19 protein-coding genes and 3 pseudogenes are annotated in these 23671 nt (G+C 49.8%); 8 read left to right on the forward strand and 14 right to left on the reverse strand.

From position 1 onward, the window contains the following. The first annotated feature begins 116 nt into the window (after window positions 1-116). On the forward strand, window positions 117-971 hold the full coding sequence (locus tag V8F51_RS10890; protein ID WP_337100242.1) for a hypothetical protein: 855 nt from the start codon (window positions 117-119) through the stop codon (window positions 969-971). 81 nt (window positions 972-1052) lie between these two features. On the opposite strand, the gene V8F51_RS10895 is transcribed toward V8F51_RS10890, so the two are convergent. The 5 genes from V8F51_RS10895 to V8F51_RS10915 all read right to left on the reverse strand — a co-directional run bounded on the left by V8F51_RS10895 (window position 1053) and on the right by V8F51_RS10915 (window position 6693). Further along, complete coding sequence (locus tag V8F51_RS10895; protein WP_337100243.1) at window positions 1053-2180, reverse strand: S1C family serine protease; 1128 nt, start codon at window positions 2178-2180, stop codon at window positions 1053-1055. A gap of 11 nt (window positions 2181-2191) precedes the next feature. Beyond that, complete coding sequence (locus V8F51_RS10900; protein ID WP_337100244.1) at window positions 2192-3502, reverse strand: FxLYD domain-containing protein; 1311 nt, start codon at window positions 3500-3502, stop codon at window positions 2192-2194. A 144-nt stretch (window positions 3503-3646) separates the two neighbouring features. Next, on the reverse strand, window positions 3647-4525 hold the full coding sequence (gene galU, locus V8F51_RS10905) for a UTP--glucose-1-phosphate uridylyltransferase GalU (protein WP_337100245.1): 879 nt from the start codon (window positions 4523-4525) through the stop codon (window positions 3647-3649). A gap of 99 nt (window positions 4526-4624) precedes the next feature. Continuing rightward, on the reverse strand, window positions 4625-6019 hold the full coding sequence (locus tag V8F51_RS10910) for a sensor histidine kinase (RefSeq protein ID WP_337100246.1): 1395 nt from the start codon (window positions 6017-6019) through the stop codon (window positions 4625-4627). Beyond that, window positions 6019-6693 carry a response regulator transcription factor gene (locus V8F51_RS10915; RefSeq protein ID WP_337100247.1) on the reverse strand — a complete coding sequence of 225 codons (675 nt, stop codon included), beginning with the start codon at window positions 6691-6693 and terminating at the stop codon, window positions 6019-6021. Before V8F51_RS10915 ends, V8F51_RS10910 begins: the two co-directional genes overlap by 1 nt. 159 nt (window positions 6694-6852) lie before the next feature. On the opposite strand from V8F51_RS10915, the gene trxB reads away from it, so the two are divergent. Then, window positions 6853-7794 carry a thioredoxin-disulfide reductase gene (gene trxB / locus V8F51_RS10920; protein ID WP_337100248.1) on the forward strand — a complete coding sequence of 314 codons (942 nt, stop codon included), beginning with the start codon at window positions 6853-6855 and terminating at the stop codon, window positions 7792-7794. A 204-nt stretch (window positions 7795-7998) separates the two neighbouring features. Next, complete coding sequence (locus V8F51_RS10925; RefSeq protein WP_337100249.1) at window positions 7999-9786, forward strand: alpha-glycosidase; 1788 nt, start codon at window positions 7999-8001, stop codon at window positions 9784-9786. Here the strand turns inward: V8F51_RS10925 and V8F51_RS10930 are convergent. Continuing rightward, entirely contained in the window at window positions 9770-9925 is a 156-nt protein-coding gene (locus V8F51_RS10930) for a hypothetical protein (protein WP_337100250.1), read from the reverse strand. The two genes, V8F51_RS10925 and V8F51_RS10930, sit on opposite strands and share 17 nt — an antisense overlap. Window positions 9926-10233: 308 nt before the next feature. Here V8F51_RS10930 and V8F51_RS31560 point away from each other — a divergent pair. Both V8F51_RS31560 and V8F51_RS10935 read left to right on the forward strand, forming a co-directional pair. Further along, window positions 10234-10401 (forward strand): annotated as a pseudogene (locus V8F51_RS31560) (transposase); the annotation flags it as partial. 36 nt (window positions 10402-10437) lie between these two features. Next, window positions 10438-11118: a hypothetical protein gene (locus V8F51_RS10935; protein ID WP_337100251.1), complete on the forward strand. Its 681-nt coding sequence runs from the start codon at window positions 10438-10440 to the stop codon at window positions 11116-11118. Between the two features lie 645 nt (window positions 11119-11763). Here V8F51_RS10935 and V8F51_RS10940 read toward each other — a convergent pair. From V8F51_RS10940 to V8F51_RS10955, 4 genes are all read right to left on the reverse strand, one after another. Beyond that, window positions 11764-13428 carry an alpha-amylase family glycosyl hydrolase gene (locus V8F51_RS10940; protein ID WP_337100252.1) on the reverse strand — a complete coding sequence of 555 codons (1665 nt, stop codon included), beginning with the start codon at window positions 13426-13428 and terminating at the stop codon, window positions 11764-11766. A gap of 4 nt (window positions 13429-13432) precedes the next feature. After that, window positions 13433-14263: a sugar ABC transporter permease gene (locus V8F51_RS10945; RefSeq protein WP_337100253.1), complete on the reverse strand. Its 831-nt coding sequence runs from the start codon at window positions 14261-14263 to the stop codon at window positions 13433-13435. Next, complete coding sequence (locus V8F51_RS10950; protein WP_337100254.1) at window positions 14260-15573, reverse strand: sugar ABC transporter permease; 1314 nt, start codon at window positions 15571-15573, stop codon at window positions 14260-14262. Before V8F51_RS10950 ends, V8F51_RS10945 begins: the two co-directional genes overlap by 4 nt. Before the next feature lie 75 nt (window positions 15574-15648). After that, the gene (locus V8F51_RS10955; protein ID WP_337100255.1) at window positions 15649-16974 is read right to left on the reverse strand and encodes a sugar ABC transporter substrate-binding protein; all 1326 of its coding nucleotides are present in this window, start codon (window positions 16972-16974) and stop codon (window positions 15649-15651) included. 418 nt (window positions 16975-17392) lie between these two features. Between V8F51_RS10955 and V8F51_RS10960 the strand changes: the two genes are divergently transcribed. The 3 genes from V8F51_RS10960 (at window position 17393) to V8F51_RS10970 (ending at window position 20974) form a co-directional block, all read left to right on the forward strand. Beyond that, window positions 17393-18421 (forward strand): LacI family DNA-binding transcriptional regulator, encoded by a 1029-nt coding sequence (locus V8F51_RS10960; RefSeq protein ID WP_337100256.1) that lies wholly within the window; start codon window positions 17393-17395, stop codon window positions 18419-18421. 4 nt (window positions 18422-18425) lie between these two features. After that, entirely contained in the window at window positions 18426-20411 is a 1986-nt protein-coding gene (locus V8F51_RS10965; RefSeq protein ID WP_337100257.1) for a glycoside hydrolase family 15 protein, read from the forward strand. Between the two features lie 125 nt (window positions 20412-20536). Beyond that, window positions 20537-20974, forward strand: a complete 438-nt coding sequence (locus V8F51_RS10970; protein ID WP_337100258.1) for a Dps family protein — start codon at window positions 20537-20539, stop codon at window positions 20972-20974. 74 nt (window positions 20975-21048) lie between these two features. Here V8F51_RS10970 and V8F51_RS10975 read toward each other — a convergent pair whose 3' ends face one another. The 4 genes and pseudogenes from V8F51_RS10975 to V8F51_RS31575 all read right to left on the reverse strand — a co-directional run. Beyond that, window positions 21049-21681, reverse strand: coding sequence for a fumarylacetoacetate hydrolase family protein (locus V8F51_RS10975; RefSeq protein ID WP_337100259.1), 633 nt, complete (start codon window positions 21679-21681; stop codon window positions 21049-21051). Between the two features lie 18 nt (window positions 21682-21699). After that, window positions 21700-22290, reverse strand: coding sequence for a hypothetical protein (locus tag V8F51_RS31565; RefSeq protein ID WP_442956422.1), 591 nt, complete (start codon window positions 22288-22290; stop codon window positions 21700-21702). Between the two features lie 18 nt (window positions 22291-22308). Continuing rightward, window positions 22309-22623, reverse strand: a pseudogene (locus V8F51_RS31570) (ATP-binding cassette domain-containing protein); the annotation flags it as partial. 201 nt (window positions 22624-22824) lie between these two features. Continuing rightward, window positions 22825-23655: pseudogene (locus V8F51_RS31575) on the reverse strand (ABC-F family ATP-binding cassette domain-containing protein); the annotation flags it as partial. Window positions 23656-23671: the final 16 nt, after the last annotated feature.

The following is a 23671-nucleotide window of genomic DNA, read 5'->3' on the forward strand; positions in this document are numbered from 1 at the left end:
TTGTGGGCAGCGCCGCTTTTTTTGTTCCTCCTTCCTTACACCGGTTAGGCAGATGCCGCATAGGATACATCATGATATTTGCCTAATCTGCTACATGAAGGAGACTGAATGTTTGCATGTATGATACTTACGGCAACTTTTACGAGCAGCAATACTATGAAGCCGAGCGGCAAGCGACACCGGCAGGCCGCGGATGCGGCTGCGGCGGACCACGCTTTGCCAAAGCGGAACGCGGACTTCTAGGGCCAGGCGGCCTTCCGCCTGGTCCAGGGCCGGGGCCTTTCCCGCCGGGACCAGGGCCTTTCCCTCCAGGGCCGGGGCCTTTCCCGCCGGGGCCGGGGCCTTTCCCGCCGGGGCCGGGACCTTTCCCTCCTGGGCCAGGGCCTTTCCCTCCTGGGCCAGGGCCTTTCCCGCCGGGGCCGGGGCCTTTCCCTCCAGGGCCAGGACCTTTCCCTCCAGGGCCGGGGCCTTTCCCGCCGGGACCGGGACCTTTCCCTCCAGGGCCAGGGCCTTTCCCGCCGGGGCCGGGACCTTTCCCGCCGGGGCCGGGGCCTTTCCCGCCGCCACGTCCGCCGTTCCCGTTCCCATTCCCTGTTCCGATTCCGTTCCCGCTGCCATTCCCTCCGGGTCCTCAAGCGAACGTCATCGTTGTTATTAACGGAGGCGCAGCATTCCCGAACGCTACGCAGCGTTACTTCGTACCGTATCGTCCAGGATTAACGATTTATTGGGCGCTTGCTCAGACGGGCGCTGTCCAATTTACGCGCAACGGGCAAATCTTCGCTGTTAACGGCATTCGCATCGGCGGACGCGTCAGCTACCAGTTAAGACTGAACGGACGCGTGATTCCATCAACGCTGTTAAACTTCCCTCTTCAGCCGAATGATGCCGTCGGCATCGACCTGATTTTCAATCCTCTTCTTCGTGAAGAAGCAGATGAGGACTCAATCATTAACGAGTCTCAGCAATAGACTCTAATTAACAAGCAAAGAGCTCGAAGCAGCGTCTCCCCGGACGCCAGCTTCGAGCTCTTTGCTTCATACAACCGGCAATTAGCCGATTACCTTGCCTTTGCCGCTTAATAACTTTAGAATGTCGTTCTCATAACCGACACGGTAAGTCACTTGATACTTGCTTAGCACATATTTGCCATCGACACGCTCGTCAACCGATATAATTGCTGTAACCGTTGCTTCGTCTGAGCCAATCGTCTTCACGATCATATCGTCAATAACGACATTGCGAGTCGGTATGTACCCTTCGCGGAACTTCTCGTAGCTAGTACCTTCCTTCCAGTTGCCGCCCAACAGAGAATAAGCGTATACATAATCGGCATTATTTAAGCTGTCGTAGAAGTGTGTCACCAAGTATTCCGCATATTCTTCCATTGAAGCTTTCTCAGGAAGTAACTCCGAGTCGTCTGAGAACGAGAAAACGGGCAGCTCATCCATCGGCTGCGCGGACCAAGCCTCTGCCATCTCGATAACATTAACAATGGGAATGCTGAATCCGATTGAACCTTGCTCGATTCCCGCGGAGTTAATGCCTAACACCGCCCCTGACGCTTGATCGACGAGCGGTCCGCCGCTGTTGCCCGGTGCAATCGGAGCGGATATTTGATATAAATCGCTATATTTATAGGGTTCAATATCGAAGCTTCTTCCAAGGCCGCTTATAATGCCGGTCGTCACCGTATTTTGAAACCCCAGCGGACTCCCGACAGCAAGCACCTCGTCGCCAACCTCGGCTTTTTGATCGCGTACAAGCTCAAGCGGCTCTATGCCTGCAAGTCCAGGCACCCTAACGACGGCTACGTCTATATCCGTACTTATACCGATAACCTCGCCTTCCAGCTCGCGAGCATCGGCCGTCTTAATCTTCACTTCCTCCGCTCCAGCAACGACATGGGCGTTCGTAATGAGATCGCCTTTATCGTTATAGAGGAAGCCTGAGCCCTGCGTGCCGCTCTCTGTCTCAATCATCACAACTAGCTTCTGTGTCTCAAAAATAACATCCTTAAGCGTCTTAGACCCCTTCGACCTGCTGTCATCAGAAATAGCAAGCATCGGCGCTCCCGTCAATTGCTTCGGCACCTCGGCGCGTATTGCCCACGCCGCGATGCCCGCGCCTCCGATAATGAAGAATGAGGCGATCAGACTGATCCATGCTCCCGTCCGCATCCTATCGCCTCCTAGTCCAAATACCATGTCGCGTGATCCACGACAACAGTTGTATTTTCCACATATACGCCGTATACAGTGCCGCTAAAGCTCATCGCCTCGCCTGGCTCAATGTAGTCGGGTGTTGCTTCTGCTGTGCCTGTACCAATCTTGTTATGCTGAGCATCATAGACGGTATATTCGACTACAACCGTATAAATAGGACGTGTTGCTGCATTTTTGAGCTCTCCGTGAATGACGAGATCGCCGAACTCGTCCAGCGTGCCTTCAATACGAACGACCTCTACCGCAGCCGTTTGGTTTTTCAGATCCTCTTCGGCTGCCTTCTGCATCGCTTGCTCGAGACGCTGCTGCTCCGCCTGCTCGTACTTATCCTTCTCATTAGAGATCTTGCTCTTAAGCCCAAGCAGACGCTCATCGTCACTAACATAAAGAAGCGCTTTGTCGACCGCATCCATGGCGTCATTATATTTCTTCTTATTAAGCAGACTGTCCGCTTCCTCGTAACCGATGTCTACGATTTTCGCCTTAATCTGCTCGCGCACGGCAATCGCCTCATCGCCCTCCAGGCCGCTGGCGATATTAAGCTTGGCAGCCAGTTCATTAATCGTCGTCGACGTATCCAGCTCCTGTGTCAGTTTATATAGCGCAAGCTCTCCGCTAAGCGAGTCGAGCGATTTCTTTGCTTGGGTGAAGATAGGTTCTACCGTATTCTTAAGTTCTTCCTTAACCTGTATAAGAAGGCGCTCCGCTTCAATAAGCTTGCCTCCGGCCAAATGTCCTTTTGCCGATTCCAGCAATCCCTCATATCCCGCTGCACGCTTTATGATGTCCTTATCCGCCTGCACCGGGGCAAAGTCCGGACGGAACCCGGCAGCCTCATCAAGCGAGGCCAGCGCTTCCTCATATTTGCCCGCCAATGCGTCTTCTCTTGCCTGCTGCTGCAGTAGAATAACCTTATCATTCAGCCGAGACTCATAGCCGTAATAGACGGTCACCGCTGCTGCTGCCAGAACAGCTAGCGCAACTGGTGTTAACCACATCCACCAGCTGCTCCCATTGCGCCGCCTGATCACTACTACGTCTTGTTGTACCTGTATATAGGAATGGCTCAGCTCCGCGCCCACAGCCAATTCATTGTCTATCGTAGCGATGACAGCATCTATGCCTGTTACCAGTGACTGTTCGTCAGCTTCTATAAGCAGCTGTTTGCCGCATTTATTGCAATAAACAGCATCCTCTGGCTGTAATTTCCCGCAATGATGGCAGTGCACTTCCTTCAACTCCCAGCAGTATGTTCTCTCTCTATTTCCCTTTTTCATTCCCTATCAATCTACTTCATTCTATTCTACATGACAGGTGTGCTTTATACCAACAGTTGGGAAATGAAATATTTACAAGTTTATATATCGGCATAAATAAGAAAACAGGCCAGTATAAACTGACCTGTCTCATAAATTTTCACATTATAGATTAGAAAGCTTCAATCGCTCCACCAAATAACGCTTCACATCGGCAGACAAGTCTTCGCGCTCCAACGCGAAGTCGATTGTCGCTTGCACGAAGCCGAGCTTATCGCCAACATCATGCCGCCTGCCGTCGAATCGGTACGCTGACAAGGATGCGATTCGATTGAGCTCCTGCAAGCTGTCTGTCAGTTGAATCTCTCCGCCTTTGCCGGGCTGTGCCTGCTCGAGCAGATTGAATATAGCCGGATCAAGCACATACCGGCCAACGACCGCATAGTTGGAGGGCGCCTGTCCCGGCATCGGCTTCTCGACGATGTCGCGCACGCGCGCGACCTTCTTGCCCGCTTCAATATCGACGATCCCGTATTTATGCGTCTGATCCCATGGCACTTCCATAACCGCTACGACCGAGGACTGCTCCTGCTCATACACATCGATCATATCCCGCAAGCACGGCGGCTGAGACACCAATATATCATCTCCGAGCAGAACCGCGAAAGGCTCGTCAGCTATGAACCGACGCGCGCATAGTACCGCATGCCCAAGTCCGAGCGGCTCTTTCTGGCGAACGTAATAAATATCGGCCAACTGCGATATTTCCTTCACAATCGCCAGCATTTCCTCGTTGCCGCGTTCCTCAAGCTCAGCCTCCAGCTCAGCCGACTTATCAAAATGATCCTCGATCGCCCGTTTATTCCGTCCGCTTACGATAACGATACTTTCAATACCCGATTGAACGGCTTCTTCTACAATGTATTGTATGGCCGGTTTATCAATAAGCGGGAGCATCTCCTTAGGCTGTGCCTTAGTTGCAGGAAGGAATCGCGTCCCTAGTCCTCCCGCAGGAATAATTGCTTTGGTTATACGCTTGTCCATTCGAGATACAAGCCCCTCTCCCTAAGGTTTAAAATGATTTTTAGTTCATCATAACCTTATTTCTAATATTAGCCAAGCTATATGCTATGAGGCTCGCAACTAGCTGGACTGTAAGCGAGGGGTAAGTGGCAATTGTATAACAAAGCTGGCGCCTGCGGTCTGATCGGCTTCCTGATCCACCGTGATCGTACCGCCGTGAATATCGATAATCTTCTTCGCAATGGACAAGCCTAAGCCGCTTCCTCCTTGACTCCGATCTCTCGATACGTCTGCCTTATAGAAGCGCTCGAATACTCGCTCCAGGTCCTCTTCAGCAATACCTATGCCCGTATCGGAGATACGAATGATCGCCATACCGTCCCGCTCAGTGAGCTGAAACGATATATTGCCATCCTCCGGCGTAAACTTCATACTGTTAGCGAGCAGGTTGAACCATACTTGGCTTATTAAGTCCTCATCCGCTGTAATGACTGTCTCCTCCATCATCAGCTCGACCGTTAGCCGCTTTGCCACCCAATGCGGTTCACTTGCAAGCACCACGTCGCGAAGCTGCCGATCGAGCCTATACGATTCCGGATGATACGGATGCTGCTGAGAGTCGAGCGACGCAAGCTTAAGCAGGTTTTCGCTTAGGCGCGATAGTCTTGTGCTTTCCTGCTTAATAATGCTGACATAGCGATTACGCTCCGATTCCGTCAACTCTTCGCTGCGCAGCGCTTCCGCGAAACCTCCGATCGACGTAAGCGGGGACTGAATCTCATGCGACACGTTCGAAACGAAGTCTTGCCGCATCGTTTCAAGCTGGGATAAGCTGACAGCCATTTTGTTCATGCCATCCGCCAGCTCGCCAAGCTCATCTCCTCTTCGCGCAGACAATCTAACCGTAAAGTCACCTTCCGCCATCCTTCTGGCTGCGGAGGTCATTAGCTTCAACGGCTTAACCAAATATCTCGCCGCCACCAGAATAAGAATACTTCCCACAATAAGCAATGTTGCCAGCAGCGTCACGGCTGTCCATAGAAAGTTGCTGTTCTGCGGGAAACGATTCGGCTGGACGAACAGCGCCCAATTCATATTGCCAAGCCGCACCAATTTCCCTATTGCAAACGGCGCAGGCGGTCCATTCTCCTCGGTCCTGTTCACATTAATACTTACGCGGTATCCGTTAAATACATTGGAGAGCTGCTCGCGATTAATCTGATTTAGAAGCTGTTCGCTGCCCTCTCCAGCCGTTACCAGGGATCCCCGCACGCTTATGGCGACGATGTTTTGTCCAAGCTGCTTGGACATCTCCTGCAGGTATTGATCCACAGACGCGGGATCTGACACTGCATACAACTGCTCGATTCGTTCAATCGCGCTGTTTATTTGTCCCGGAAGCTGGCCTCTCGCATCTCGCTTGAACATCTGGTTCGTGAATAAGAATGCGACACCGATACTTATAATAACAATAAGCAGAAACGTCGCCGTAATTCGAAAATACAAGCTTCGCATTACCCGCATTCCTCCAGTCGATAACCGAGACCGCGGATCGTCACAATCCGGAATCGATATTTCTCCTCCGGAAAACGATCACGAATACGTTTAATATGTACATCGACCGTTCGCTCATCGCCGGCATAATCCATCCCCCATATTTGCTCGATCAATTGATCTCTTGAAAAGGTTTTGCCAGGATAGCTTGCCAGCTTGAACAGCAGCTCGAATTCCTTAGGCGGGAGCGTAATCTTCTCGCCGCTCGCGCTCATTTGGAAGTCCGTTTGATTCATCGCGACGCCGCCGAACTCCACCGAATGCGACGATGCAATGCGATACCTCTTTAACAGCGCCTTCACGCGCGCCACTAGTTCAGGCGGATCAAACGGCTTCACCATATAGTCGTCCGCCCCCAGCTCGAAGCCCTTCACCTTGTGTGTCGTCTCCCCCTTGGCCGTCAGCATAAGCAGCGGAATATCATAGCTCTCGCGCAATGCTGCACAAAGCGCCCATCCATCCATTCGCGGCATCATTATATCGATAATTGCCATATCCGGCTTTACGGTCTCCAGCTTATCGAACGCATCGATGCCATCAACTGCCTCTATGACCTGAAATCCTTCCCGTTTCAAAAAAAGGCTGACGAGCTCGCGAATATTCGCATCGTCATCCGCTACAACTATTTTGGGCATAGCCAATCTCCTCCAGTCCGCTTGCCATTCCATCCTTGTTATCATACTACATGAACATGAACGTTAGATGAACAGTATTGACATTGGTTACAGTTTATAATAATTTTAAATTAAGATTCAATTCAGAACGTTCAGCCACATCATAGGAGGGCAATTCATATGCACAAAACAATTATTATCGGTACTGGTCCTGCCGGATTAACGGCAGCTATCTATCTAGCGCGCGCCAACATGGAGCCGCTCGTTATTGAAGGCTGGCAGCCAGGCGGCCAATTAACAACAACGACGGAAGTTGAGAACTTCCCAGGCTTCCCTGAAGGCATTCTCGGCAGCGAGCTCATGTCCAATATGAGAAAGCAAGCACAACGCTTCGGCGCAACATTTAAGACTGGCTCGGTCAAAAGCGTCGACTTCAGCAAACGCCCCTACACGCTTGACGTAGAAGGAATTGGAGAGCTGCAAGCGGAGTCGATCATCATCTCCACTGGCGCATCGGCGAAATACCTGGGCATTCCAGGCGAGCAAGAAAATATCGGACGCGGCGTCAGCACTTGCGCCACATGCGACGGCTTCTTCTTCCGCGGCAAAAAAATTATTGTTGTAGGCGGCGGCGACTCCGCTATGGAAGAAGCAGTATTCCTGACTCGCTTCGCTTCCGAGGTTCGCCTTGTTCACCGCCGCGAAGAGCTGCGAGCTTCGAAAATCATGCAGGATCGCGCACGCGCCAACGACAAGATCGTTTGGAGCTTGAACCGTACACCGCTTGAAGTGGCTGCGACGGGCATGGGCTTGCAGGGACTTAAGGTTCTTAATAACGAGACCGGCGAAGAAGAGCTGCTGGAGACAGATGGACTGTTCGTTACGATCGGCCATACGCCAAACACCGGATTCCTTGGCGGCCAAATCGATACCGACGACCAGGGCTACATTATCGTTAAGCCTGGCACCTCCGAAACGAACATTCCAGGCGTCTACGCTTGCGGCGACGTACAGGACCGCAACTACCGCCAAGCGATTACAGCGGCAGGAAGCGGCTGCATGGCAGCACTTGATTGTGAGAGATATTTGGAATCGCTCACTCACGAATCCGTAAATACTTAAAAAATTTTCATAATCCACTAGTACGAATCGTACAAATTATGTATAATTAAAATGTTGAGAGATAAAATATAAAGGCAATGCTACCGCATTCCTATTCTAGGAAAAAGGTACAACCTCGGCTGTATAAGCAGAGGTTGTACCTTTTTCATGTTTATCTCTATATTTAATGGATAACGAACGATCGTTGAAGGAGCGATGAAAGGCATGTTATTAGAAGCCGTATACCACCGACCCAAACAGAACTGGGCTTATGCTTACGACGGGAAGACGCTTCATCTCAGAATCCGCACGAAAAAAAACGATTTGGATTCCGTATACGCCATTGTCGGCGACAAATATGCTTGGAAGCAAACGAAGACCACTGTCCCGATGAAGATTATGTCTTCCGACGCTTTGTTTGACTATTGGGAGACAGCCGTAGTTCCTCCCTACCGCAGACTTCGTTATGCCTTTCAACTCATTGACGGCAGTGAATCTATTCTACTTAGCGACAAAGGCTTCGAGCACACAGAGCCGGATACTTCAAACTCTTTCTTCGACTTCCCTTTTATCAATCCTATCGATGTTTTTGCGCCGCCAGAGTGGGTGAAAAACGCTGTCTTCTATCAGATTTTTCCGGAGAGGTTCGCGAGCGGCGACTCTTCCATCGACCCTGACAACGTGCTGCCATGGGGTAGCACCGATCCCACACCAACCAATTTCTTCGGCGGCGACCTACAGGGCGTTATCGATCATCTCGATCATATTGCCAAGCTTGGCATTAACGCTGTCTATTTCACGCCTGTCTTCGAGGCAACAACCAATCATAAATACGATACGCGCGACTATTTGAAGGTCGACCCCCACTTTGGCACGAATGAAAAGCTGAAAGAACTCGTCGACGTTTGTCATGGGCGCGGTATACGAGTATTGCTCGATGCCGTCTTTAATCATTCCGGCCGCACCTTTCCTCCATTCGTTGACGCTCTCGCGAATGGACAGCAGTCAAAGTATGCAGATTGGTTCCACGTCCGGCAATGGCCGCTTGAAGTTATTGACGGCATTCCAACTTATGAAACATTCGCTTTTGAGCCATTGATGCCAAAGCTAAACACAGAGCATCCTGAGGTGAAAAGCTATTTGTTCGAGGTTGCTAGATACTGGCTCGAGGAAATCGGCATAGACGGATGGCGGCTGGATGTCGCAAACGAGGTTGACCACCAGTTCTGGCGTGAGTTCCGTATGACGGTCAAAGCTGTTAATCCCGAGGCTTATATATTAGGCGAGATATGGCATGATTCAATGGCTTGGCTGCAGGGCGACCAATTCGACGCCGTAATGAACTACCCGTTCACGAATGCTGTGCTCGATTTCTTCGGCCACCAAACCATAGAAGCCGACGCCTTCGCGGCAGCTATCGGCACACAACTCGCCGCCTATCCGCAGCAGGTAACGGAAACAGGATTTAACCTATTGGATAGCCATGATACACCGCGCCTCTTGACGATTTGCGATGATAATATTGAAGCTATGAAGCTTGCTGCCCTGTTCCAGCTGACTTATCCAGGAACGCCTTGCATCTACTACGGTGACGAGGTTGGTTTGAACGGCAGCGGAGACCCTGGATGTCGCAAATGTATGGTCTGGGAGCCCGAGAAGCAGAATCAAGATCTTTTGCACTTTTACACACAAGCGATTCACTTGCGTCATGAGTATCCCGCACTTCGCAGCGCTTATATCCGCTTCCTCCATATCGGCTCAGAGGACGGCACGCTCGCCTATGAACGCCAAGAAGATAATGAACGATTGCTTATCGTAATGAATGCTCGTAACGAAGCGGCTGACCTAAACTTCTCTGTTGTTAATGAAGCATACCCTTCCTTATCGAGCTGGACAACGCTTCTTTCGAGCAATAGCGCCGACACAACTGCAAATATCGTCAGCAGCCCTAGCGGCCAATTCCGAATCGCGCTTCCTAGCTACGGCTATCATATTTTCAAACAAATCCTTTAACCTTATACAGTTTACCGCCTATTAAAAGCTCCTTCAGTTGGCGCATTCCGCCACTTGCAAGGAGCTTTTCACTCCTTCTCTGTCTCTTCCATTGGCTAATTGCCTGTCTTAAATCAACCTTCATTAGCGCCAGCTCCATTTCATTCACCACCTATAGACTGAACATTATCCCCCCTTTATCACACTCTCCCCTCTGCTCAGATCCGCCCCTTCCATCATCCGGCGTCTTACGTCGGCCTCCACCTCAATTCCACTTTCCTTATTCTAGAGGAGATCGCTTTTTTTCTCTTTATCACACTCTCCCTTTTGCTCAGAACCGATCACTTTCATCGAATTTATTCAACAAGTAAGCCTACCCTTATATAAAAATATTGATTTAAATCCCAGGATCTGTTATTCTAAAAATAAGAACATTTGTTCTCATTTCGCTTGATTGGAGTGATATAATTGAAGTTCAGTCTCGAACAGTTCCAAGCGCAATACACTAATGATTCAGACTGTATTCCGCTCCTATTTCGGATGAAATGGCCTACTGGATACTACTGTCCACGCTGTTCCAACACGTCTTACTATATGATTAACACACGTAGATTACCCTTATACGAATGCCGGAAATGCAGTCACCAAGCATCGCTTACCGCCGGTTCGATTATGGACAAAACTCGAACACCGCTGCACAAGTGGTTGCTCGTTATGTATATTGTTGCGGCTAGCAAATCCAGCATAAATGCTGTGCATCTAGCTAAGCTCATTACAGTCACGTACAAAACAGCTTGGAGCATGCTTAATAAAATTCGTCGCGCCATCACCGAACTGGATCAATCCATTCTACTTTCCGGAGAAATTGAAGCAAAACCCGATATTTATACACGACGTATTTTCCACTCTGTCGAAACGCTTCAACGAGAACGTTCTGTCATCGTGGCTCGTATGATGGCAACTAATAAACCTTCCTACTACAAATTAAAATTTGCTCCGTCCCAACAAGAGCCAAGAAAGCCATTGTCCCAGGGAGCCGAGAACTCGTTTAAAGCATCTCATATTAATCCTTCGACCACTCATGTTAACATGATACGCAAACCTTTCATCCCATGGGGAAGCTATCCGCGTCTGCGATATTTCGCTCCTTCTGCATTTCGATGGATGAATGACACTTTCCATGGCATAAGTCCGACCAAGGCTCAGTTTTATATGGACGAATACTGTTTCCGCAAAAACACCAAGCACCTTTCTTCTTCCCAGTCATTTGAGCTGCTCCTAAGTCATTCGCTTATTCCAAACCCAGCAACGATTATGCATACTACTTATTCCTTATTGAAATTAGCGATGTAGCCCATTATTTCTTTTTCTTTTTTCTTTTTTCATTTTTCTTTTCTCTTTCTTCATTCTACTTATTACTTTTTGCTTTTTTATTTTCTCATTTCGTATTTCGTATTTCGTATTTCGTATTTCATATTTCATATTTCATATTTGTTATTTATTATTTCGTGTTTCTTATTTCGTGTTTCTTATTTCGTGTTTCTTATTTCGTATTTCTCATTCCGTTCTTCATCTATTTTTTTTATTACTTGTATTCTGTTTTTGCATGCTCCTACGTTCCAGTGTTGCAAATTATGAGTGTCTAGATTTTTTATTCTCTTTTCATTACCCATGCCCCTTCTTGCTTAATTGCTTCTGTATTTTACGCCTCCTCGATTCCACGTTTCATCGCTTCCCGGCTTAACCACTGCGATCCTTGTTCCTTTTTTTGCTGTGTATTTGTAATTGTGATTATCTTCTGGTTTTGTGAGCACCATTTCCTCTGATAATTAGATAAGCGAGATGCTCCCGTTCCTGAGCTACGGGGAGAGTGTGATAAAGGCAAAAAAAACACCTAATAGAGAACGGCACATATTGATGGTCCGCTCTCTATTAGGTGTTACTAAATCTAATGGCTATGGGCTAACAGGGTTCCAAATTTTCTTGATAAAGATAACGCTATTTAAGTATAACCGTGCTGTATGCTGGAATGGATAAATTGCCGTTGGTCAATGTTGCCGCGTCATCGGTTCGGTGTGCGATTGTTGTGAATGTGTTGTACCGGTCCGATGGAGTTAGAATGACTGACTGGAGCTCGCTTGATAGATTGTGAACGACGAGAACGCGCTCCTTCTGGGTGAGGCGGACGTAAAGGCTTAGCTTCGGATTAGGGGTCTCAAGCGTATATTCGGCAATGGTTCCGTCGCGTAGCGCAGCCTCTTCATTGCGCCACTTAATAAGCTTGCGATAGTGGCTCAGCAACGATTGCTCATCTGATAGTTGAGCTTGCACAGATACAGCCCCTGCCGAAGTGTTGTGCTCGGAGGGCTCCCAGGTTGTTTGGCCCTCACCGCCCTGCGGATCGCTATACCAAACCATTGGCTCACGAATCAATTCGTCGGGCTTCGCCCCCTTCATCCCAAGCTCTTCACCGTAATAAATATACGGATTTCCGGGAAGGGTCAATAGAATGGCCGCTGCCATCTTCGCCTGCGAGACGTTGCCGTTCAGGACACTCATCGGTCGATTCTGATCGTGATTGCTTAGGAATGGTGCATCCACGAAGCTGCCTCCCGATGATTTCTCGTAGACGCTATATGCTCTAGCTAATGAGAAGCCGAAGTCAGCATCTCGCTCATTGGCCGCCGCGCCTAGTATGCGTCCCGCAAGATCAAAGTGGAAGGCGGAGTTAAACGCCTTATCGAAGTAAGGCGCAATGACCGATAGCGAATCCCATACTTCACCTATTAAATAAGCGTTAGCATTCACTTCGTTCAGACCCGAGCGGAACTGCTGCCACCAGGATTGATTAGCTGCCTGCACATCCGGCGTGCTCATCGTCGATGAGAAATCGCCGTATATATGCTTGGCCGCATCCAACCGGAAGCCGTCAACGCCTTGCTTCAGCCAGTACTGGCCAATCTTTATCATTTCCTGGCGCACTTTCGGCTCATCGAAATTCAGATCGGGCATGCCTCCCCAGAAGACTCCTAAATATTTGTCAGCTCCTGACTCATGCCAGGGGTTGCCGCCTACAGCGCCATCTGCTTTAACCTTCTCGTCCTTTGTCACGATTCGATACCAATTGCGGTAAGGGCTGGCTGGATCGTCTAGCGCATCCTTGAACCATGGATGCTCGCTGCTCGTATGGTTCACGACCAGATCCATAATGATGCTGATATCGCGCTTGTGCGCTTCGTCGATTAGATTCTTCAAATCGTCAAGCGTACCGTAATCAGAATTAACAGCGTAATAATCGGTCGTATCATAACCGTGATAGCTTGGAGAAGCAGTGATCGGCATCAGCCATATGCCTCCGATACCGAGCTCTTGCAAGTAATCAAGCTTAGCGGTCACCCCATTCAAGTCTCCAATACCGTCACCATCCGTATCATAGAAGGAACGGACGAATATTTCGTAGAATACCGTCCCAGGCTGCTCGTCGACTGCAAGCTCCGTCTGAACTTGCGGAGCTTCGGATGGTGGAGCAACGGAAGGTGAAGTCGTATCTGAAATAGTATTTTCTGCGGAATGATTTGAACAGCCTGTTGCCAGCACGACGACAGTCAGCAAAAGAGCTGCGGAGACCCGCAGCCCTCTTCTCCCTTGCCATAACTTTCTCATACCGTCACCCTTTCGAAGCGCCTGATGTAAGACCCTGAACGAGAAACCGTTGCAGCAGCACGAACAGCAGCGTAATCGGAACGGCAATGAGTACAGCACCGGCAGCAAACATGGTGAAGTTGCTATTTTGATAAGAATTGACTAAATCCCACATACCGACTGCCAGCGTCCACTTCTCCTTCGTACGAAGCACTAGATTGGCGAATATAAAATCTACCCATGCTCCGGCGAACGTAGTAAGTGCGACGTAAATAAGAATGGGGCGACCTAGCGGCAGCATAATGCGGTAAAAGATTTGCAAATGATTGGCCCCGTCGATACGCGCCGATTCGTCCAAACTGCGCGGAATCGTATCGAAGAAACCTTTGATGACAAAACCGTTGAATAATACAGCACCTGACGCATATACGATAATGATCGCCGCATGTGTATCAAGCAGGTTAAGCTGCAGCAAGAAGATGTAAACGGGAATAAGGCTCATGAAACCTGGGAACATACCGAGTACGAGTATGGTAGATAGAATCGTCTGTCTGCCTTTGAAGCGGAAACGCGACAATGCGTACATGCTGACCGTTGACAGCAATGTAGAGAAAATCATCGACAGCGTCGCAATCTTCAATGTATTCAAATACCATCTGCCGTACTGAAAAACTTTGGAGTGGAACAGCTCGTAATAATGATCAAAAGTGATCGTTTTCGGAAAAAAGCTAGCGCTGTACAACGACGTGCCCGGTCTAACGGAAGAAACGAGTACCCAAAGAGCAGGATAAATGCAGCAGATCGCAATCACGATAAGAAATAGATAACTAAGCGTCAAGCGTACGCCCTTGGTCATTGGATCATATCCTCCTCTTTAAATGATTTCGTCCGGCGGTAGTTGATGATCGAGAACGATGCAATAATGATGAAAATAATGATGCCGATCGCAGATGCCATATTAAACTGGCTGTTGTTGAGCGTCAATTTGTAGAGCCATGTGACGAGCAAGTCAGTACTGCCCGCATACTGATAATCGCCGTTAACCGGATTACCGTTCGTCAGCAGGAAGATCAGATTGAAGTTGTTAATATTGCCCGCGAACTGAGTAATAAGAATCGGCGCTGTCGTGAATAACACAAACGGCATCGTGACGATGCGAAACTTCTGAAACGCAGATGCGCCATCAACGTCGGCTGCTTCGTAGAGATCTTTCGGAATGGCCGTCAATACTCCCATTATTAGAACCATAGATACCGGAATACCTACCCACATATTAACGACAATCGCGGTAACCTTCGCCCAGAACGGATCGGTCAGCCACGGCAGTCCGCCAAGACCGAAGCTGGACAAGTAATTATTGATTGGCCCGAATTCGCCGTTAAATAAATTTCTCATTATTAGCAGCGATATGAGCTGCGGAATGGCATATGGAAGAATGAATATTGTCCGCCATAGCTTCTTGAACTTCATATCCTTCTGTTCAATGATGAGCGCAACGAACAGACCGCCGAAGTAGCAAGTGATCGTAGCTACAATCGCCCATACAATCGTCCAAGTAAATACGCCTAGAAATGTTCTGCTCCAGGTCTTGAGACTAAGCAAATCAATAAACGTCTGAAAACCGACCCAGTCAACCAGCTTGGCTGGCGGAATATGTTGAGGCAACGAGTAATTCGTAAACGAGAGCAGCACCATGAATATAATCGGCATAATGGTCAGAAACAGTACACCGAGTCCAGGCACGGCCAGCATTAGCAGTGGAAACTTCCGATCTGCAATGTAGGCAATGGTTTGCCCTATGGTTGCGGACTCCTCGCCATTGTCCCTCTGCTTTCCCGTACGATACGCGTCGCGAATGTTCATCATATAAATGATAAGAAATACGACCAAAAGAAATATAGCTATAAGTCCGTCTATTAACAGAAATATTGAATGATCGCCTTTAATTGGCTCATACATCTTGCCGACTTTCACAAATCCGCCCGTCTTCTCGCCGAGCGTCACTATTCCCCAAATGGCTTGGGCCAAATTCGGTATGAAGTATCCGAGCGAGCCGGCGCAGGTTATCAGCAAAATAAGTCCCTTCCAATATTGCCGGTTATATAGCTGTCCTAGTCCCATGAATAGTCCGGACAAAACGGCCGCGGTGTTGCGATGACGATTCATACCGCCTGGCTCCCTTCCATGATGTTCACCCGCCGAAGCACTCTTCGGCGGGCGAACGATCATTCCTGTTATTGTTTATTTCGTTGCGCCGGAGTTGGCATCTTTAATTTGTTGTACCGCATTGTCGAGCGATGTTTTTGGATCTGTGCCTTTGTCCCAAATGTCAGAGAGCGCTGCGCCAACTGGCGTCCAAACGTTACCCATCTCTGGAATCGAAGGCATAGCTTGCGAATTAATGAACTGTGCTGCGAATGCACTCGAGATTTCATCCGCCTTGAACGTTGGATCTTCCATCGCTTCCTTGTTAGCAGGAATAGCGCCAGTTGCTGCGAAGTCTTTCAACTGATTTTCTTTGTTCGATACGAAGCTTGCGAACAGCTTCGCAGCGTTCGGATATTTAGTAAACGTGTTAACATACCAAGCCTTAACGCCGGAGAACGATACAGCAGGTTTGCCATTAATCGTTGGCAGTGGAGCTACGCCGAAGTTAATGCCTAGGTTTTTGAAGTCGCCTACTTTCCATGGACCAGTAATCGTCATTGCGAGCGATTTATCTTGGAATTTGCCTTGGATGATGTCGGCCGAAGCATCGCCGGAGTTAATCGGCAAAATTTGTTTCAATGCTTGGTAAGCTTTCAAGCCTTCTACAGCACCGTCGTTGTTCAAACCGATGTCTGCTGCATCTTGACCATTGCTGCCGAATACATAACCGCCGTTGGAGGAGAAGAAGATATAGTTAAAATAGAAGTTTCCAAGTTCCCACATGAGCGTATACTTTTTGGCTGCTGCGTCATTAAAGGTTTTGGAGAACTCCATAAGCTCCTCGAATGAAGCCGGCGGCGCCTGCACAAGATCCTTGTTGTAGAATAAGCCGTATGTCTCAACGGAACGCGGGTAGCCGTACAAAATGCCGTCTACCGTTACTGCGTTAACAGCAGCTTCAGCGTTGTTAGCGATGGTTTGATCGCCGTAGAAGTCATTCGGCATAACAAGACCGGCAGCAATCGCTTTACCCAGGTTGTCATGCGGGAACGTTACAACGTCAGCACCGATATTTGCCGGACCATCCGTAGTCAGCTTGCCAACTTGGTCCGGCGACTCTACCTCTTCGATTTTTACTGGAATATTGTATTGAGCCGTGAATTCTTTGGCGATTTCTTCAAGCACGGTGCGTTGGTTTTTGCTATCCCATACAAGAAGCGATGCTCCCTCTTCCGGAACGATATCCGTCGATTCTTCTACTGCCGGAGGAGTTTCTGTTGCGGCACCTGCATTGTTCGTCTTGTTCTCTGTGTTGGTGCCGCTGTTCGCATTTTCCGTATTGCCTCCGTTATTCGTACCTCCACATGCAGATACGATAAATAGGGCAACGATTAATGACATCACGAACCACTTTTTCATGCGTAATGATCCCCTTCCATAATGTGTTGGCCGTACTCCTGAATTACACGCCCTACTCATTCGCCAATTCTCCCCTTGCACGATTAGCGCAAACGTTTGTACAAGTTTTGATAAAAAACGACGTAAATAAGCACTCTTGCTGCTTTACATCGTTAATTTGGCGTTTAACAAGAAATGTAAGCGCTCTATTCGTGTCCTCATCATACAATAAGGATGTGATTTTGTTAAAACGTTTGCACAGTTCATTCTATTTGAAAAATAAATTGTTTTCTTCGATTTTCTCCGTTTTCCTTCAATTCTATTAGTTTTTCACGTATTTTGCAGCGTTTTCCTAAGATATATATTTACTTTTGGGCAACATTTGCATTAGGATGAAGCATATAGCACAAACGATTGCGCAATGGGGGCAGAAGTTATAATGGTAACCATTAAAGATATTGCAAAAGTCGCCGGGGTATCCCCTTCCACAGTATCCAGGGTCGTCTCCAATCACCCTAGAATAAGCAAAGAAACTTCACAAAAGGTCAAACGAATTATGGAGGAAATGGGCTATCATCCGAATGTCATGGCCAAAAGTCTCGTTTCCAAGACGACGCAGACGCTTGCGATCGTGCTCCCCCGCCCTGCAGAGGAATTATTCCAAGACTTCTTCTTTGGTGAATTGCTTCGCGGTATATTGACGCAATCCACTAGGGCCGGCTACGATATGCTGCTTACTGCCGCAACCTCGCCGCATGATGAAACGGAAACAGTGTCCCGCCTTGTGTTCGGCAGACGGGTTGACGGTATTATTTTGCTATCGTCGAGGGTTAACGATCCTCTGATCGATATGCTCGATAAGCATAAGTTCCCTACCGTCCTTATCGGCAGAACCGATGAGCATCCGAACATTCTGTCTGTGGACAATAACAATGAACAGGCAGCTTATGACGCAACACAGCATCTTATCGTGCAAGGACATGAACGTATCGGCTTCGTCAGCGGACCGCCGACGCTTACCGTCGCTCGCGACCGGATGCAAGGCTACCAACGCGCGCTTCGCGAGGCGGGTCTTCCGTTCCGCTCCGAATGGGTCGTGGAGGGAGAGTTCCTGCAACAAAGCGGTTATCGCGCCATGTCATTCCTAATGGGCCTGCCTGAGAGGCCAAGCGGGCTTGTCGTTATCGACGATGTTGTCGGCTTCGGCGTTCTACGCGGCTTAACTGAACTGGGCTACAAAGTCCCGGATGATCTAAGCCTCGTCAGCTTCAACAATATTGCGCTGTCCGAGCTAGCCCAACCGCCAATCAGTTCCATCGATATTGGAACGTACCAGCTCGGCTATACCGCTTCGCAAATGTTAATTCGCTTTATCCAGGAAGAGAGTGTACATCAGCAACGGATGATTATCCCTCATCGGTTAATCGTACGTGAATCATCTATCCATACCGTCGCAAAAAGGAGCTGAATTTATGAATACGAACAAGCCTTATCTTATCGACGCTATAATCGGCAACTCCAAAATGCTCGCTTCGCTTGGCCGTACGGGCAGACTATACCGCCTCTGGTGGCCGAACATCGACATGCCTCAGCATGTCGATGCCATGCGCACCGGCATCAAGCTGCGGGACAATTACTCCATATCATGGTTCGACAGCGAGACAGACGGCTGGAAACACGAAATCGCCTATGTTCCAAAAACGAACATTGTTAGCATCGGAGCTCGTTCTGAGCAACAGCCGATACGAGTGGAAAGCTTACACTTTGCCGTTCCAGAGCAAGATATGCTCGTGCGGGAATACCGCTTTACAAATACGAGCGAAGCAGCTGTTTCATTTGAATTTATCGTGCATTCCTCCTTTCTAGTCAGCGAAAATCGTTTGTACAATACGACGACCTTCAACGCTACTGCTGACGCTTTAATTCATTTTAGACATACGTACTTTTTTGCGCTTTCGAGTGCAAACGTATGCACAAAGTTCCAAGCCGGACTAGGCTGGGATTCCGTTCAAGAGGGACAGCTTGCCGGCAACGTCATTGATATGCGCCCAGACGGAGCTCTATCATGGCGGATTGAGCAGCTTAAAGCCGGTGATTCTATAACCATTCCGCTTTATATTGCTGCTGGACGCGATGAGGCTGGCTCTCTTGCTCAACTGGAAATAGCAAAGTCCAAGGGCAGCCCCGAATGGGTTAACGAAACGACTGACTATTGGCGTCAATATTTAGTAGCTGCTGCTCCCTCCCCGGTCGCTAATGAAGATATGACCGACTTATATGAACGATCCGTTCTTATGTTTAAGCTGATGGCTGATCATCAGACGGGAAGCATCATTGCGGCTCCCGAGTTCGACGAGACATTCTCCCGCTGCGGCGGCTACTCCTATTGCTGGGGAAGAGACGCGGCGTTCATTACGACCGCGCTCGATAAGGCGGGGCTTGGCGAGCTATCTGACCGTTTCTATGCTTGGACGCTTACTTCTCAATCGCCAGACGGCTCTTGGCAGCAGCGTCATTATCATGACGGCAGCCTCGCTCCTTCCTGGGGCTTGCAAATTGACGAAGGCGCATCTATTTTATGGGGCATGTGGCAGCATTACTTGGAGGGCCACAATATTGAATTCGCCAAGCAAGTATGGCCGGCTGTTCTGAAAGGCGCCAGCTTCCTAGCCAGCTTCCTCGATCCGGAATCAGGATTGCCGAGACCTAGCATTGATCTGTGGGAGGAACGCGAAGCTTCTCATACCTATTCTTCAGCAGCCGTATACGGCGGATTGACCGCCGCTTCTAGCTTCGCCCAACTGCTAGGCAATAATGAGGTCGCAGAACAATGGTCTTCTGCTGCTAATCAGATCTCTTCCGCTATCCTTGAGAGCGGATGGAATGAGGAGCGCAGCAGCTTTTATCGCGGCTTAAACATCTCGGTAGGTGCATCCGCATACGAGGAAGCAGTCGCGTCAGGCAAGGATGCTTCCATCGTCGAGCTCGACAAAGGCTACCGCAAATATATGCTGCGGCATGACCCGATGATCGACATCAGCCTTCTAGGCATATCGATTCCGTTCGACGCCGTGCCTAAAGATCACCGCTATATGCAGCGTACTGCCGATTCGATTGAAGCGGCGCTTACCATGCCTGGTGTCGGCGGCATTAAGCGTTACGAAAACGATCATTACATCGGCGGGAATCCGTGGATTCTCACGACGCTTTGGCTGGCACACTATCGCATCCAAACTGGCAGCTTGAATAAGGCCAAGGAACTGCTGCGATGGTCAATTGAGCACCGCACCGAAACAGGCTTATTGCCTGAGCAGGTAGACAAGGAAACAGGCGCAACCGCTTGGGTCGTGCCGCTTACGTGGTCGCACGCTATGTATGTATTAGCGATCTTCATGCTGGCGGAAGCTGAAGAGAAAGAAGCAGCCGCCCAGCAATTGAAAGGAACTTACAAGCTTTAAATAATAGTCAATTAACTTAAAAACGGAAGAGAGCTGCTCTCTTCCGTTTTTTTGTATGACTGGCATTGACAATGTATGGATTTCCCATTAGCTACAAACACTACTTTTCGGAAAGGATGATCGAAATGAATACGATACAACAACATTTGAATCGTCAAATCGCCAACTGGAGCGTCCTGTACATTAAGCTGCACAACTACCATTGGTATGTGAAAGGCCCGCAATTTTTCACGTTGCATGAGAAATTCCAACTCTTCTACGAAGAAGCCGCACTGCATGTTGACGAAATAGCCGAGCGCCTGCTTGCCGTGAAGGGCCAGCCGCTAGCGAGAATGAACGACTACCTATCAGCCGCAAGCATTAAGGAAGCGTCGGGCGAAGAAACAGCCGAGCAAATGGTCGATCAATTGATCGCCGACTTTGCCATAATTATCGGTGAGCTGAAGGAAGGTATGGAAGCTGCTCAAGCTGCAGGCGACGAAACAACCGCCGATATGCTGCTCGCAATCCATACGACACTCGAGAAACATGTATGGATGCTGAGCGCATTTAACGGTAGATAACTTGGATTGTAGTCGTGATACGATGAATGAGAAAAGCGGATGAGCTAAGGCCCATCCGCTTTTCTCTTCATTATTTAGACAAACTTGACTATGCAGCTCCCGAGTTTTTGTTCGCCCCAAAAGGCTTCCAAAGTGTCGCCATCTGCCAGCGCTGCTACGCCGGCAGGCGTGCCGGTATAAATGATGTCCCCTGCTCCAAGGCCGTAGTTCGTTCCTACAAACTCAATCAGAGTAGCAATATCGAAGATCATATCGGCAGCTTGGCCTCGCTGTGCCTCTTGACCGCTACGAATGAGCGTAAAGATTTGCTGTTCGATTCCGGCTTGACCGGGATAATCGATCCACGATCCGAGCGGCGCTGAACCTTTGAAGCCTTTGGCAGGAAGCCAAGGCTCGCCTTTCGCCTTAATCTTCGACTGCACATCGCGTAATGTCAGATCGAGTCCAAGCGTCATGCCGCTGATGATCTCGTCTGCATTCATGCCGGGCTCATAGTCACGCCCGATTCGAAGAACGATCTCCAACTCAAAATGAATCTCGCCTACACCGCTCGGCAGTTCAACAATGTTGCCATTCATGGGAGCAAGCGCATGTGTTGGCTTTGTAAATACCATAGGGGATGTCGGAACAGCGTTCCCGAGCTCCAATGCGTGCAACCGGTAGTTGCGTCCAATGCAATAAATGTTGCGAATATCGTTAGCGCTCATGGTTAAGTACGGCTCCCTCTAGTTATTCTGTGCGGCGATCTTCTCCGCCAATTCATTCAGTTCCGTCCAGCGATCCATCAACTGCTCCAGCTTCTCTTCCAGTTGCTGCTGCTCGGCGGCCAGCTCCTGCAGACGCACCGAATCGCTGCTAGCCGCTTCCATATGCTCGGCAACCTTTGCTAGCTCTGCTTCAGCTGCTTCGATCCAGCCGTCGATCTGCTCGTAATCCTTCTGCTCTTTGTACGACATCTTCAGCGCCCGTTCCTTGCTGCCCTGCTTAGAGGGTTCCTCAGATTGCGGCGTTCCCGCGGCCTTCGATGACGATTTGGATGATGCTGCAGCAGATCCGGCAGATGCGGCCGATCCTGCCCCGTCCCTCTTAGCGCTCGTCTCCTGATAGTCCGAGTAATTGCCCGTATGATGCGTAATAACGCCCTCACCCTCGAAGGCAATAATTTTGTCTACCGTCCGATCCAGGAAGTAGCGGTCATGGGAGACAACAAATACGACGCCCGGGAAATCGTCCAAATAGTCTTCGAGAACGGTCAGTGTCGCTATGTCGAGATCATTCGTCGGTTCGTCGAGGAGCAGCACGTTTGGCGCGTTCATCAGTACTCTCAGCAGCTGCAAGCGGCGTTTCTCGCCACCGGACAGCTTCGCTATCGGCGTCCATTGCATCGTTGGCGAGAACAAGAACCGCTCCAGCATTTGACCAGCGGAAATGAGCGAGCCGTCAGCCGTCTTTACCTGCTCGGCATCTTCACGAATGTATTCGATGACTCTTAATGACTCGTTCATCTCTTCATGCTCTTGCGAAAACCAGCCAAGCTTCACTGTCGGCCCGATATCAACGGTCCCTTCATCGGGCGTCAGCTTCCCGGCAATCAGCTTCAGCAGCGTCGACTTGCCGCTGCCGTTGCGGCCAACGATGCCGACCCGGTCCTCCGGTACGGCAATGTAGCTGAAGTCGCGAATCAACTTGCGACTGCCGTAGCTCTTCACTACATCTTCGATCTCCACGATCTTACGTCCGAGTCTGGAGGATGCAACCGATACGTCGAGCTTGCCCCCCGCTTGCTTCGGCGCATCTGCCTTCAGCGCCTCGAAGCGGTCAATACGCGCCTTCTGCTTCGTCGTCCGTGCTTTCGCACCACGGCGAATCCAAGCGAGCTCATTGCGCAGCAAGTTCTGGCGCTTCGACTCGGAAGCGGCCTCCCGCTCCTCGCGCTCCAGCTTCAGTTCAAGGAACCGGCTGTAGTTGGCTTGATAGAAATGCGCCTTGCCCTTATCTAATTCAATTACCCGATTGCTGACGCGATCGAGAAAATACCGATCATGCGTAATCATCAGCAGCGCGCCGCGCCGCTTCTGAAGCATGCCTTCCAGCCAAGCGACGGAATCGTTGTCGATATGGTTCGTCGGCTCGTCCAGAATGAGCACGTCGGACGGCTGCAGCAGCGCCGCAGCCATCGCGACCCGCTTGCGCTGTCCGCCTGAGAGCGTGCCGACCTTCGCTTCATAGTCGTAAATGCCGAGCTTCGAGAGCGCGACCTTCGCGTCGCTCTCCAATTGCCAAGCATCCAGCTCATCCATCTTCTGATTCGCCGCAATCAACTGCTCCTGAAGCGCCGTGTCGTTCGGCTTCAGTTCAATAGCCTCCATCGCCGCTGCATAAGCCCGCACGGCGCGAAGCTGCGGCGACTGACCGCCGAGCACATGCTCCAGCGCCGTCTCCTCCGGTTCGAATGCCGGGTCCTGCGCCAGCATTCGAACCGTCACACGCCCGCCGATTGCCACAGAACCGGCATCGGCAGGCTCTATTCCGGCAATGACCTTCAGGAAGGTCGACTTGCCGGTACCGTTCACGCCGATAATGCCTACTTTATCGCCGTCTTCAAGTCCGAACGTCACGTCCTCGAATAACAGCTTCTCGCCATAGCTTTTCGTTATATGTTCAACCGATAATAAATGCATAAGACAAACCTACTTT

The organism is Paenibacillus sp. YIM B09110 (assembly GCF_037167145.1).
In the GTDB taxonomy this organism is placed as follows: Bacteria; Bacillota; Bacilli; order Paenibacillales; family Paenibacillaceae; genus Pristimantibacillus.